This is a genomic window from Staphylococcus sp. NWU MK-U1, from assembly GCF_033283505.1.
In the GTDB taxonomy this organism is placed as follows: Bacteria; Bacillota; Bacilli; order Staphylococcales; family Staphylococcaceae; genus Staphylococcus; species Staphylococcus haemolyticus.
This window is the reverse complement of sequence record NZ_JAVSMG010000007.1, coordinates 1-14404: the sequence shown is the minus strand read 5'-3', so window position 1 is coordinate 14404 and position 14404 is coordinate 1. Positions and strand designations below refer to the sequence as shown.

13 protein-coding genes are annotated in these 14404 nt (G+C 34.1%); 9 read left to right on the top strand and 4 right to left on the bottom strand.

Translation table 11 applies throughout. The features are described from left to right. Positions 1-249: 249 nt before the first annotated feature. The 4 genes from tsaD to tsaE are packed head-to-tail and all read right to left on the bottom strand — an operon-like array spanning position 250 to position 2815. Positions 250-1278: a tRNA (adenosine(37)-N6)-threonylcarbamoyltransferase complex transferase subunit TsaD gene (tsaD, locus tag SBL16_RS09615; RefSeq protein ID WP_107611703.1), complete on the bottom strand. Its 1029-nt coding sequence runs from the start codon at positions 1276-1278 to the stop codon at positions 250-252. Further along, positions 1271-1735 (bottom strand): ribosomal protein S18-alanine N-acetyltransferase, encoded by a 465-nt coding sequence (gene rimI, locus SBL16_RS09610; protein ID WP_107613510.1) that lies wholly within the window; start codon positions 1733-1735, stop codon positions 1271-1273. The genes tsaD and rimI overlap by 8 nt, the downstream gene beginning before the upstream one ends. Next, entirely contained in the window at positions 1708-2373 is a 666-nt protein-coding gene (tsaB, locus tag SBL16_RS09605) for a tRNA (adenosine(37)-N6)-threonylcarbamoyltransferase complex dimerization subunit type 1 TsaB (protein WP_107611705.1), read from the bottom strand. Before tsaB ends, rimI begins: the two co-directional genes overlap by 28 nt. After that, a complete protein-coding gene (gene tsaE / locus SBL16_RS09600) occupies positions 2354-2815 on the bottom strand; it encodes a tRNA (adenosine(37)-N6)-threonylcarbamoyltransferase complex ATPase subunit type 1 TsaE (protein WP_053017493.1) in 462 nt (153 codons plus the stop codon). Before tsaE ends, tsaB begins: the two co-directional genes overlap by 20 nt. Before the next feature lie 496 nt (positions 2816-3311). On the opposite strand from tsaE, the gene ilvD reads away from it, so the two are divergent. The 9 genes from ilvD (at position 3312) to ilvA (ending at position 14007) form a co-directional block, all read left to right on the top strand. Continuing rightward, complete coding sequence (gene ilvD / locus SBL16_RS09595; protein WP_107611706.1) at positions 3312-5000, top strand: dihydroxy-acid dehydratase; 1689 nt, start codon at positions 3312-3314, stop codon at positions 4998-5000. Between the two features lie 60 nt (positions 5001-5060). Next, the gene (ilvB, locus tag SBL16_RS09590; protein ID WP_233641613.1) at positions 5061-6794 is read left to right on the top strand and encodes a biosynthetic-type acetolactate synthase large subunit; all 1734 of its coding nucleotides are present in this window, start codon (positions 5061-5063) and stop codon (positions 6792-6794) included. After that, a complete protein-coding gene (locus tag SBL16_RS09585) occupies positions 6791-7033 on the top strand; it encodes an ACT domain-containing protein (protein WP_037538958.1) in 243 nt (80 codons plus the stop codon). The genes ilvB and SBL16_RS09585 overlap by 4 nt, the downstream gene beginning before the upstream one ends. A 135-nt stretch (positions 7034-7168) precedes the next feature. Continuing rightward, positions 7169-8173, top strand: a complete 1005-nt coding sequence (gene ilvC / locus SBL16_RS09580; RefSeq protein ID WP_317953874.1) for a ketol-acid reductoisomerase — start codon at positions 7169-7171, stop codon at positions 8171-8173. 20 nt (positions 8174-8193) lie between these two features. Then, positions 8194-9726 carry a 2-isopropylmalate synthase gene (locus SBL16_RS09575; protein WP_053018823.1) on the top strand — a complete coding sequence of 511 codons (1533 nt, stop codon included), beginning with the start codon at positions 8194-8196 and terminating at the stop codon, positions 9724-9726. Next, a complete protein-coding gene (gene leuB / locus SBL16_RS09570) occupies positions 9726-10766 on the top strand; it encodes a 3-isopropylmalate dehydrogenase (RefSeq protein WP_107611709.1) in 1041 nt (346 codons plus the stop codon). Before SBL16_RS09575 ends, leuB begins: the two co-directional genes overlap by 1 nt. Before the next feature lie 17 nt (positions 10767-10783). Then, entirely contained in the window at positions 10784-12154 is a 1371-nt protein-coding gene (gene leuC / locus SBL16_RS09565; protein WP_037538950.1) for a 3-isopropylmalate dehydratase large subunit, read from the top strand. A gap of 2 nt (positions 12155-12156) precedes the next feature. Beyond that, positions 12157-12732 (top strand): 3-isopropylmalate dehydratase small subunit, encoded by a 576-nt coding sequence (gene leuD, locus SBL16_RS09560; RefSeq protein ID WP_053017507.1) that lies wholly within the window; start codon positions 12157-12159, stop codon positions 12730-12732. Between the two features lie 6 nt (positions 12733-12738). After that, positions 12739-14007: a threonine ammonia-lyase IlvA gene (gene ilvA, locus SBL16_RS09555; RefSeq protein ID WP_053017509.1), complete on the top strand. Its 1269-nt coding sequence runs from the start codon at positions 12739-12741 to the stop codon at positions 14005-14007. The last annotated feature ends 397 nt before the right edge of the window (positions 14008-14404 follow it).

Sequence of the window (14404 nt, the reverse complement as noted above, 5' to 3'; positions counted from 1 at the left end):
CCACAACTTATTTTAAATTCTTTTACAAACTTTTTACACAAAATTAAATTCATATCCACATTGTTAAGAACGGTTTATCCACAACTTATACACTTAATGTTGATAAGTACAAACGTTCCCTATTGACCTTTTGAATTATTTTTCTCTCAATAAAAAACCTCTTATTAACAGTGGATCTTAATCCTTACGTTAAAAGAGGTTCCTTATGATTATTGAAATAATTAATTCGATTAAATAAATAATATAAATTTAAACGTCTATAGAAGCTTCTTCTATATCCATATTATTTTCGCCATTCAAATCTAACTTAGCTGTAATTCCTGACTGATAATAGTAATATGCTGCAGCACCAATCATTGCTGCATTATCAGTACATAATTTAGGACTTGGAATGGATAAATGAATATGATTATCTTCACATAATTGTTGTAAACGATGTCGCAGTCCTTTATTACTAGCAACACCTCCAGCAACAATAAGTCTGTTAACTTTATAGGCTTTACATGCATTAATCGCTTTAGTACTTAACACGTCTACAACACTATTTTGAAAACTAGTTGCTACATCTTCTTTTACAACTTCTTCATTCTTTTGTCGCAAATTATGCAGTTTATTTATAACAGAACTTTTCAATCCACTAAAACTAAAATCATAACTTTCCTTTTCTAACCACACTCTAGGAAAATCATAAGTATCTTTACCATATTGAGCTAATTTATCAATTTGTGGCCCTCCTGGGTATGGTAAATCAATTGTTCGAGCGACTTTATCATACGCCTCTCCCACTGCATCATCTCTTGTCTCACCAATAACTTCGAAATGCATATGAGATTTCATATATACTAATTCAGTATGGCCCCCTGACACAATTAGCGCAATTAATGGAAATGTTAATGGTTCTTCTAAATGATTAGCATAAATGTGACCAGCAATATGGTGCACAGGAATAAGTGGCTTGTCATATGCAAAAGCTAGTGCTTTCGCTGCATTAATACCGATAAGTAATGCACCAATTAATCCTGGTCCTTGAGTCACTGCTATTGCATCAATGTCATTCATTGATATATTTGCAGTTGTTAATGCTTCATCAATCGTTGTCGTAATCCCTTCAACGTGATGTCGACTTGCAACTTCAGGTACAACACCACCGAAACGCTTATGACTCTCAATTTGACTTAATACAATATTAGATAAAATTGAATTTCCATTTTTAATGACACTTACACTTGTTTCATCACAACTCGTTTCTATTGCTAATATTAATGTTTCTTTATTCATTTAAGTTCACCCACATTACCATTGCATCCTCGCCTTCTCCATAATAATTTTTACGTTTACCTCCATATTGAAACCCCAAATTAGTATAAACATGTTGCGCAATTACATTATCTACCCTAACTTCCAAACTCATCACTTCACATGAATGACTTGCATAATCCATGACATATTTTAATAATAATTGTCCCAGTCCATAACCTCTATAGTCTTTACGAATTGCTATCGTTGTAATTTGAGCTTGATCAATAACCATCCATAGTCCTATATATCCGATAATTTCATTTTCAAAAACAATCACAAAATATTTAGCAAAGTTATTTTCATTCAATTCATGATAAAATGCATCAATTGTCCACGAACTATCATTGAAACTATCTCGTTCTATATCGAATACTCTGGGGACATCATCTACTTGCATTGCTCTAATTGTTAATTCTGTTTCTGTTGGTTTAGCCAATTTCTTTCAGCCTCTGATAATTTAATATAATTAGGAACAAATGTATGAACCGGTTCACTTTTAGTTATGAGTTGTTTCATAGTTGGAGCATGAGGTAAATTATTTTTTATTTCTCCACCTAGGTGTTCGGATAACTTATCAGCATCTCTACCAACATAAAGAAATGGTTGGTTCATTTCAGTTAATTGCTTTTTTAATTCTTCAATAGGTAAATATTGATCTTCTAAAATAGTTGTTAAATTTCCATCAACGTTTTGATAAACACCAGTGTATACCGCTTCACGACGCGCATCAATGATTGGAACTAATAATTTTTGTTCATCATTCTCCACTGTTGCAGCTAATGCTGCTAAAGATGATACACCATATAATTTAGTATTTAATGCATAGGCCAACGTTTTAGCGGTGGTTACGCCAATTCTAACTCCAGTATAGGAACCTGGACCCTTAGCAACAACAATCCCATCAATAGCATTTTTTTCAATTTTTGCTTCTTCAAATAAGTGCTGAATACCAGGCATAAGTTGACTCGAATGATCTTTTTTATCTTCTGACGTAGTTTCTGCCAAGACGATATCATCTTGCATGATTGCGATTGACATCGGTTGATTAGATGTATCAATCATTAATAAATTCACTTTCAACTTCCTCCTTTACTTTTAAATAATGGGTTCCTTGGGCTTCTAATTTTATAGTTCTTTTTGTTTCACTTAAAGTTTCTATATTGATTATTAAATGTTCCTTAGGTAATAAATCTTGAATAAATTGACTCCATTCAATTATGGTAATGCCTTCATCTTGAAAATATTCATCAAATCCTAGATCTTCATCTGAATCTTCCAAACGATAACAGTCCATATGATGTAATTTTAAATTACTCCCTTTATATGATTTTATAATGTTAAAGGTAGGAGAATTAATATTACGCTTAACTCCTAAATGTTTACCTATGAATTGTGTTAGTGTAGTTTTACCTGCCCCTAGGTCGCCATTTAAAAGGATTAAATCACTAGGCTCTAAGTGTCGAACTAACACGTCTGCAAAATGATTTAATTCATCCAAATTATTAATACTTATCATTAGTCCCACTCTTTCAAATTTTTTTAAATCAAATGATTATTCATGACCATTTCAGAACTTATGGTAACTTATTTTATTCTCTCAAACTAAATTAAGTCATAAAAATTTTAACTTACTAATTATAACAAATTCCTTAAACAATTTCCCTATACTCAACACAAGAATGATGAGATGAAGTTGTTAGAAAATTCTTAAAAAGGCTATTGACTTAATAAAAATGATATAGTAAATTAAGTTTATCGAATTTTTAAACAATTCTAACTATTCTAATATAACCATTCAAGAAAGGAGTATATTAAAATGACAAATCAAACATATAACCAGACTGACAATTTAATTATTTTATTATACTCGCAAGGACTGGAACTTTAGTAATTATCTGTTACTAAATGTTTAAGTCCTATTTCTCATTGAATGGGACTTATAGACGTCCCAATCATAAATTGGGGCGTCTTTTAATGTTTTAAACTTATTGTGTTTTATGGGGGAATTATTTATGAGAAGTGACATGATAAAAAAAGGTGATCATCAAGCACCTGCTCGAAGTCTTTTACACGCCACGGGCGCACTTAAAAATCATACAGATATGAACAAACCTTTTGTAGCAATATGTAACTCTTATATCGATATTGTACCTGGACATGTGCATTTAAGAGAATTGGCTGACATTGCTAAAGAAGCTATTCGTGAGGCAGGCGCTATACCTTTCGAGTTTAATACCATTGGTGTTGATGATGGTATAGCTATGGGACACATTGGAATGCGTTACTCACTACCCTCTCGAGAAATCATTGCTGATGCTGCAGAGACCGTCATTAATGCGCACTGGTTCGATGGCGTATTTTACATTCCTAATTGCGACAAAATAACACCCGGTATGTTATTAGCTGCCGTTAGAACCAATGTACCAGCTATATTCTGTTCTGGTGGGCCTATGAAAGCTGGTTTATCAGCGCAAGGTAAAGCTTTGACATTATCATCAATGTTTGAAGCGGTAGGCGCATTTAAAGAAGGTAAACTCTCCAAAGAAGCATTTTTAGATATGGAACAAAACGCCTGCCCTACTTGTGGTTCTTGCGCCGGAATGTTTACTGCAAACTCAATGAATTGTTTAATGGAAGTCTTAGGCTTAGCACTACCATATAACGGTACAGCTTTAGCAGTAAGCGAACAAAGAAGAGAAATGATTCGTGAAGCTGCATTTAAATTAGTAGATAATATCAAAAAAGATATCAAACCACTTGATATCGTAACTCGAGAAGCTATCGATGATGCATTTGCACTTGATATGGCGATGGGTGGTTCAACTAACACGGTATTACATACGCTAGCCATTGCAAACGAAGCTGGTATTGATTACGATTTGGAACGTATCAATGAAATCGCTAAAAAGACGCCTTATTTATCTAAGATTGCGCCAAGTTCTTCATATTCTATGCATGATGTCCACGAAGCAGGTGGTTGTCCAGCTATCATCAATGAATTGATGAAAAAAGAAGGAACATTACATCCAGATAGACTCACAGTTACTGGAAAAACACTTCGTGAAAATAATGAAGGTAAAGAAATTAAGAATTTTGATGTCATTCATTCACTAGATGATCCTTATGATAAGCAAGGTGGTCTCTCAATATTATTTGGAAATATAGCGCCTAAAGGGGCTGTCATTAAAGTTGGTGGCGTTGATCCTTCTATTAAGACATTTACCGGTAAAGCAATTTGTTTCAATTCACACGATGAAGCTGTTGAAGCAATTGATAATAAAATCGTACGCGAAGGTCACGTTGTTGTTATTCGATATGAAGGTCCTAAAGGTGGACCAGGGATGCCTGAAATGTTAGCCCCTACTTCTTCAATTGTAGGTAGAGGTTTAGGTAAGGATGTCGCATTAATAACTGATGGTAGATTCTCTGGTGCAACGAGAGGTATCGCTGTCGGCCACATTTCACCGGAAGCAGCTTCAGGTGGACCTATTGGACTCATTAAAGACGGCGATGAAGTTACTATTGATTTAATCAATCGAACTTTAGATGTTAATCAAACTGAAGAAGAACTTAATCATCGTAAAGAAGCATTACAACCTTTTAAGGCAAAAGTGAAATCAGGTTATCTGGCAAGATATACTGCTTTGGTCACTAGTGCGAATACTGGTGGTATTATGCAAGTTCCCGAAAATCTAATCTAACTAGAGGAGTTGTTCAACATGACAAGTAAAAAGGAAAGTAGCGTAGTAAGTCCTGATGCTATGGACTATTCAAAACAAACTAGTCTAAAAGAAGATAGTGATTTAGACACAAATAATAATTTCAGATCCGGTTCAGAACTTTTAGTAGAGGCATTATTACATGAAGATGTTGATTTCATATTCGGTTATCCTGGTGGTGCAGTTTTACCATTATACGACACTTTCTATGATGGTAAAATCAAACACATCTTAGCAAGACATGAACAAGGTGCTACTCACGCTGCAGAAGGTTATGCAAGAGTATCTGGCAAAACTGGTGTAGTGGTTGTAACAAGTGGTCCTGGCGCTACAAATGCGATTACCGGTATAACAGATGCGTACTGTGATTCCCTTCCCTTAGTTGTATTCACTGGACAAGTAGCAACACCAGGAATTGGTAAAGACGCTTTTCAAGAAGCAGATTTACTTTCTATGACTACACCAATTACAAAAGCTAATTTCCAAGTTAAAAATGTAAATGATATTCCAAGAATTATTCATGAAGCATTTTACTTAGCAAATTCTGGACGCAAAGGCCCTGTAGTTATAGATTTTCCTAAAGATATGGGTGTGCTTAAAACATCTGCACCACTTGTAGATGAGGTGGACTTACCGGCATATAAAGTCATTGAAAATCCCAAAGATAAAGATATTAGTCAATTAATTCAATATTTAGAGAATGCAAAACAACCACTTATCTTAGCAGGCGCTGGCATCAATCATTCACAATCTAATGAATTATTAACTCAATTTGTAACCAAACATCAAATTCCAGTAGCTACTACACTTTTAGGTCTGGGAGCTATTCCTTATGACAATCCACTATTTCTAGGTATGGGTGGTATGCATGGCTCCTATGCAAGTAATATGGCTTTAACTGAATGTGATTTATTAATTAATTTAGGTAGTCGGTTTGATGATAGATTAGCAAGTAATCCTAATGAATTTGCTCCTCATGCAACCGTAGTTCATGTGGATATTGATGAATCAGAGATTAACAAGGTGATTTCGACTGACCTAGGAATAGTTGCTGACTGCAAAAAAGTACTCGAAGCTTTATCTCAAAGATTTACAAATAAAACTTCCCATGAACACTGGGTTAACCATTGTATTGAGAATAAGCACAAACATCCTTTTAAATATAAAAAAGCTGATGACACATTTTGCAAACCTCAAGAAGCTATTGAATACATCGGAAAAATAACAAACGGTGAAGCTATAGTTACTACTGATGTTGGTCAACATCAAATGTGGGCAGCTCAATTTTATCCATTTAAACATCATGGTCAATGGGTTACTAGCGGTGGTTTAGGTACTATGGGCTTTGGTATTCCATCAGCTATCGGTGCTCAATTAGCTGAACCTGATAAAACAGTTATTTGCTTTGTTGGTGATGGTGGTTTTCAAATGACAAATCAGGAAATAGCGTTACTGCCTGAATACGGACTCAATGTAAAAATCGTTCTAATCAATAATGGCACATTAGGTATGGTTAAACAGTGGCAAGATAAATTCTTTAACCACCGATTCTCTCATTCAGTATTTAATGATCAACCTGATTTCATGAAGATGGCAGAAGCATATGGTGTTAAAGGTTTCTTAGTTGATCATCCAAATAAACTAACTAAAACACTTGATTCAGCATTTAGTTATAGTGGACCTGCGCTAATCGAAGTGAGAATCTCACCTACTGAACCAGTTAATCCTATGATTCCAAGTGGCAAAGCGAATCATGAAATGGAGGGGTTAGAATGAAACGAATTTTACATTTAAAAGTAACCGATCAAGTGAGCACATTAAACAGAATTACAAGTGCATTCGTTAGACTACAATATAATATTAATGAATTAACAGTTAAACCATCTAAAGAAAAAGGTATCTCTGATATGCAAATTACTGCAGATATTGAAGATGAAGCTATATTTAAAATTTTAATTGCGAAGTTAAAAAAACAAGTCAGTGTACTCGAAGTTCAAGATATTAGTCAGAACTGAGATAAGCTGTACATTGATGCGCTAGTATAATTAAATAAATAACCACTAACATCACATAATTTAGATAATTTCTTTATCTAAAATTTTAAGAATATTCTAAATATTAAGTTATTTAAATTTTTGGAGGAATGTATTATGACTAAAGTTTATTACGATCAATCAGTTGAGAAAGATACATTACAAGGTAAAAAAATTGCAATTATCGGTTACGGTTCACAAGGACACGCGCATGCACAAAACCTTAAAGACAATGGTTATGACGTTATTGTTGGTATTCGACCTGGTCATTCTTTTGATAAAGCTAAAGAAGATGGCTTCGATGTTTATCCAGTTGCAGAAGCTGTTAAGCAAGCAGATGTCATCATGGTGTTATTGCCAGATGAAATCCAAGGAAATGTCTATAAAAATGAAATTGAACCTAACTTAGAGGCTGGAAATGCCCTAGCATTTGCACATGGTTTTAATATCCACTTTGAAGTTATCAAACCACTTAAAGATGTGGATGTCTTCTTAGTAGCTCCTAAAGGACCTGGTCATTTAGTAAGACGTACCTTTGTTGAAGGAACTGCTGTACCAGCATTATTTGGAGTACAACAAGATGCTACTGGTCAAGCACGCGATATTTCATTAAGTTATGCGAAAGGTATTGGAGCTACGCGTGCAGGTGTAATTGAAACAACATTTAAAGAAGAAACTGAAACAGATTTATTCGGTGAGCAAGCAGTACTTTGTGGTGGTATTCATAAATTAATCCAAAGTGGCTTTGAAACTTTAGTTGAAGCGGGCTATCAAAAAGAATTAGCATATTTCGAAGTATTACATGAAATGAAGTTAATTGTTGATTTAATGTATGAAGGCGGTATGGAGAACGTTCGTTACTCAATTTCTAACACAGCAGAGTATGGTGACTATGTTTCAGGACCTAGAGTCATCACTCCTGATGTTAAAGACAATATGAAAGCAGTATTAAAAGATATTCAAAATGGTAATTTTGCAAATAGCTTTGTTAAAGACAATGAAAATGGCTTTAAAGAATTCTATAAATTACGTGAACAACAACACGGTCATGAAATTGAAGCAGTTGGTCGTGAATTAAGAAAAATGATGCCATTTATTAAATCTAAAAGTATTCAAAAATAAAAGCTAAGGGGTTGTTAAAGATGGAAAGCCATATTCAAATTTTTGATACAACATTAAGAGACGGTGAACAAACACCTGGAGTTAACTTCTCATTTGATGAGCGATTAAAGATTGCCAAACAGTTAGAAACATGGGGTGTGGATATACTTGAAGCAGGTTTTCCCGCTTCAAGTGCTGGTAGCTTTAAGTCTGTTCAAGCTATTTCAAATACTTTAACTAAAACGGCTGTATGTGGATTAGCACGATGTAAAAAATCAGATATCGATGCTGTTTATGAAGCTACAAAAGATGCTGTAAAACCAGTTATTCACGTTTTTATAGCAACTTCACCTATTCACTTAACTCATAAACTCAAAATGACTCAACAACAGGTTTTGGAATCAATTAAAGAGCACGTCAGTTATGCCAAACAATACTTTGATGTCGTTCAATTTTCACCTGAGGATGCCACAAGAACTGATACAGATTTCTTAATAAAATGTGTACAGATGGCAGTAGACTGTGGTGCTACAATCATTAACATCCCAGATACAGTCGGTTATAGTTATCCAAATGAATATGGTCGAATTTTTAAAACCTTGATTGAGAACATTAACTCTAAACAAGACATTACTTATAGTGCACATTGTCATGATGATTTAGGAATGGCAGTTGCTAATAGTCTGGCTGCTATTGAAAATGGTGCTAAACGAATCGAAGGAACAGTAAATGGCATCGGTGAACGAGCAGGTAATACTGCTATAGAAGAATTAGCTTTAGCACTGTTTGTCCGTAAAGATCACTATGGCAATGAAACACGATTGAAACTATCAGAAACAAAAAATACTTCAGATATTATATCTCGTTATGCTGGAATACGCGTTCCTAGAAATAAAGCCATTGTTGGTCAAAATGCTTTTAGTCATGAGTCTGGCATTCACCAAGATGGTGTTTTGAAAAATCCAGAAACTTATGAAATCATGACGCCACAACTTGTTGGTATAAGTAAAAATGATTTACCTCTAGGTAAGCTATCAGGTAAACACGCTTTTGCTGAAAAATTAAAATCTTTAGGATACGATATTGAACCACAAAATCAGGCTGAATTATTTAAACAATTCAAAGCCATTGCTGATAAAAAGAAAAGTGTAACTGATCGAGATATACATGCGATTATCCAAGGTACTGAACATGAGCAAAATGCAATTTATCAAGTTGATACACTTCAATTGCAGTTTGTTTCCAATGGTTTACAAAGTGCTGTTGTCGTTATAAAAGATAAAAATGGTAATATTTATCAAGATTCAAGTATAGGAACTGGGTCAATTGTGGCTATATATAATGCAGTTGATCGCATTTTTAAACATAAAAGTGAACTCATTGATTACCGTATTGATTCTGTCACTGAAGGTACCGACGCTCAAGCAGAAGTACATGTTTCATTAACTATTGAAGGTCAACCTGTTAATGGTATTGGTATTGATCATGATGTGTTATATGCCTCTTGCAAAGCATATGTAGAAGCACATGCTAAATACGCTAGTGAAATTAACAAAAAGGAAGGTAATCACTAATGACTTATAATATTGTAGCTTTGCCTGGTGATGGAATAGGACCAGAAATCTTAAGTGGTACGCTAGAATTATTAGAACTAATCAGTAAAAAATATAAATTTGATTATCAATTAACGTCATATGATTTTGGAGGTGCAGCCATAGATTCGCATGGTGTTCCCCTTCCTGATGATACTTTAAATGCTTGTAAAAATGCTGACGCAATTTTATTGGGTGCTGTAGGTGGTCCTCAATGGACTGATTCTAATAATAGACCTGAGCAAGGATTATTAGCATTACGTAAATCTCTAGGTTTGTTCGCCAATATACGACCTACTAAAGTTACTGAGGGTACAAGTCATTTTTCTCCAATTAGAGAATCACGTGTCAAAGGAACGGATTTTATCATAGTGAGAGAATTAACTAGTGGCTTATATTTTGGTGAACCACGACATATTGATAATCAGAGTGCACTAGACTCACTAACTTATACTAAAAAGGAAATTGAACGTATTGCAAGGATAGCTTTTGAATTAGCATCTCAAAGAAAGAAAAAATTAACGTCAGTTGATAAAGAAAATGTGTTAGCTACAAGTAAACTTTGGCGTCAAACTATTAATGAAATTAGTCATGAATTTCCTGATGTTAAAGTGAATCATTTACTAGTTGATGCTTGTAGCATGCAGTTAATTTCCCAACCTACTAATTTTGATGTCATTGTTACTGAAAATCTATTTGGAGATATTTTAAGTGATGAAGCTTCTACCATTCCAGGTTCATTAGGTTTATCACCTTCTGCAAGTTTTAGTTTAGAAGGACCAAGACTTTATGAACCTATACATGGTTCAGCACCCGACATTGCAAATCAAAATCTAGCTAACCCATTTGGTATGATACTCTCGTTAGCAATGTGTTTACGTGAAAGTTTTAACTTTGATGATGCGGCGTCTGAACTAGAACAGGCTGTATATCAACTTATTAAAGATGGTAAAACAACTAAAGATTTAAATGGGCACTATACTACATCAGATATATTCAATGAATTAAAAAAGAATTATTAATAAGGGGGAATGCTTTTATGGGACAAACGTTATTCGATAAAGTTTGGAATAAACATGTTTTAACCGGGAATGAAGGTGAACCTCAATTATTATATATTGATTTACACTTAATTCATGAAGTGACTTCCCCACAAGCTTTCGAAGGTTTAAGACTTCAAAATAGAAAATTGAGACGCCCTGATTTAACATTTGCAACTTTAGATCATAATGTTCCTACAATAGATATTTTTAATATTAAAGATGAAATTGCGAACAAACAAATTACTACACTTCAAAAGAATGCAAAGGAATTTGGTGTTCAATTATTTGATATGGGTTCTGATGAACAAGGTATTGTTCACATGGTAGGTCCAGAAACAGGTCTCACTCAACCTGGAAAAACAATCGTTTGTGGTGATTCACATACCGCCACGCATGGGGCCTTTGGTGCAATCGCATTTGGTATAGGGACAAGTGAAGTTGAACATGTATTTGCTACTCAAACACTTTGGCAAACTAAACCTAAAAATTTAAAGATAGACGTTACAGGTCAATTACCAAAAGGCGTCTATGCGAAAGATATTATCTTGTATCTTATTAGTCAATATGGTGTTGATTTTGGTACTGGGTATGCTATTGAATTTACAGGTGAAACGATTAAATCTCTGTCTATGGAAGCTAGAATGACTATCTGCAACATGGCCATTGAAGCTGGTGCTAAATATGGATTGATGCAACCAGATGAAACGACATTTGCTTATGTCAAAGGCAGAAAATATGCTCGAAATTTTGACCGTTCTATCAATGATTGGCGTCAATTATATACTGATGCCGATGCTAAATTTGATAAAGTTATCAAACTTGATGTTACAAATTTAGAACCTCAAGTTACATGGGGAACAAATCCTGAAATGGGTGTTAGTTTTAATACACCTTTTCCAAAAATTAAAAATATTAATGATGAACGCGCTTATCAATATATGGGCTTAAAACCAGGCCAAAAAGCTGAAGATATTGATTTAGGTTATGTGTTCTTAGGTTCTTGTACCAATGCAAGATTATCAGACTTAGTAGAAGCTAGTCGAATCGTTAAGGGTAAACAAGTCCATCCAAAAATCACTGCAATCGTTGTACCTGGCTCTCGCTCAGTTAAAAAAGAAGCTGAAGCATTGGGTTTGGACAAAATATTTAAAGATGCAGGATTTCAATGGAGAGAACCAGGTTGTTCAATGTGTTTAGGTATGAATCCTGATCAAGTACCTGAAGGCATACATTGTGCCTCTACGAGCAATCGTAACTTTGAAGGAAGACAAGGTAAAGGCGCTAGAACGCATCTAGTGTCCCCTGCTATGGCTGCTGCAGCGGCTATTGAAGGTAGATTCGTAGATGTTAGAAAGGTGGTTGTTTAGTAATGGATATCCAACCTATTACAACCTATACAGGAAAAGTTGTACCATTGTTTAATGACAATATTGATACTGACCAAATTATTCCCAAAGTACATCTTAAACGAATAACTAAAAGTGGTTTCGGTCCATTTGCATTTGACGAATGGAGATACCTTCCTGATGGTACAAATAATCCAGATTTTAATCCGAATAAACCTGAATACTCTGGTGCTACTATTTTGATCACTGGTGACAATTTTGGTTGTGGTTCAAGTCGTGAACATGCTGCATGGGCTTTAAAAGATTATGGATTCAATATTATTATAGCTGGTAGCTTTAGTGACATATTCTTTATGAATTGTACAAAAAATGGCATGTTACCTATTACTTTAGGTGAAAACGAAAGAAAATATTTAGCTTCTCAAAAAGAAATTACCATTGATTTACCAAATCAAACTGTTTCAGCTAATGATAAATCATTTAACTTTCAAATTGATGAAACATGGAAACATAAATTAGTTAATGGTTTAGATGATATAGCCATAACATTAGAATATGAAGATTTAATAGAACAATATGAAAATAAGAATAAAGGTTGAGATAAAATGACTGTGAAGACAACTTTAAATGCTAAAGATGTAGAAAATGCATACTTAAGAATAAAAGATGTTGTTAAAGAGACACCTTTACAATTCGATCTCTATCTTTCTCAAAAATATGACTGTAATGTGTATTTAAAAAGAGAAGACTTACAATGGGTTCGCTCTTTCAAACTTAGAGGTGCATATAATGCAATTTCTGTTCTAACAAGTGAAGCTAAAGAAAAAGGTATTACATGCGCAAGTGCTGGAAATCATGCTCAAGGTGTTGCTTATACTGCTAAAGCATTAAATTTAAAAGCTGTGATTTTCATGCCTGTTACCACACCTCTTCAAAAGGTTAATCAAGTTAAATTTTTTGGTTCTAAAAACGTTAAAATCATATTAACTGGAGATACTTTTGATGATTGCTTAAAAGAAGCTTTAATTTATACTGAACAAAATCACATGACTTTTATCGACCCTTTTAATAATGTAGATACAATAGCTGGACAAGGAACATTAGCAAAAGAAATTTTGAATCAATCAAGTAATGATTCAATTACGTTCGATTATCTATTTGCTGCTATTGGTGGTGGAGGTTTGATTTCAGGTATTAGTACTTATATGAATCAATATAGTCCACAAACTAAAATTATTGGTGTCGAACCCTCTGGCGCTAGTAGCATGTACGAATCAGTTGTTGTCCAAAACAAAATAGTGACACTTGATCATATTGACAAATTTGTAGATGGTGCTTCTGTGGCACGAGTTGGTGATATCACTTATGATATAGCTAAGAAATTTGTAGACGATTATATTCAAGTAGATGAAGGTGCTGTTTGTTCAACTATTTTAGATATGTACTCTAAACAAGCTATTGTTGCTGAACCAGCAGGTGCATTAAGTGTTTCAGCATTAGAGCACTATAAGGAAAAAATTAAAGGTAAGACAGTAGTATGTGTAGTTAGTGGTGGTAATAACGATATTAATCGAATGAAAGAAATTGAAGAACGTTCATTACTTTACGAGGAGATGAAACATTACTTTATTCTTAACTTTCCTCAACGTCCTGGTGCATTAAAGGAATTTGTTAACGATGTATTAGGACCTCAGGATGATATTACTAAGTTTGAATATTTAAAGAAAACTTCTCAAAACACTGGTACTGTCATTATCGGTATTCAACTTAAGAATCATGATGACCTTAACCAACTAAAAATTAATGTTCATGATTTTGATCCATCAAATATTTATATTAATGAGAATAAAATGTTATACTCACTTTTAATTTGAATATTAAACACTCCCATTCCTTGATATGGGAGTGTTTTTCATTAATTTTCTTGGTAACATCCTACTCTAGCGGAACGTAAATCTGCTACCACCGGCGCTAAGAAACTTACTTTACTTCGATTCAAGCGCTCGCATCCTTCCTCATTTTCTTAAATTACTTGCTCTTTTAGCTCAACTAAACTCGCTTCTCAATTTTCTCAATTCATCGGCTTCAAACGCTTTCTCCTCGTAAAGCTATTACACTTTCATTTGTTGATATCTTATTAAACCTTCGGTTTTATTTTATGCATAAAAAAAGAGACCTTTCGGTCTCATTAATTTGCCTGGCAACGTCCTACTCTAGCGGAACGTAAATCCAACTACCATCGGCGCTAAGGAGCTTAACTTCTGTGTTCGG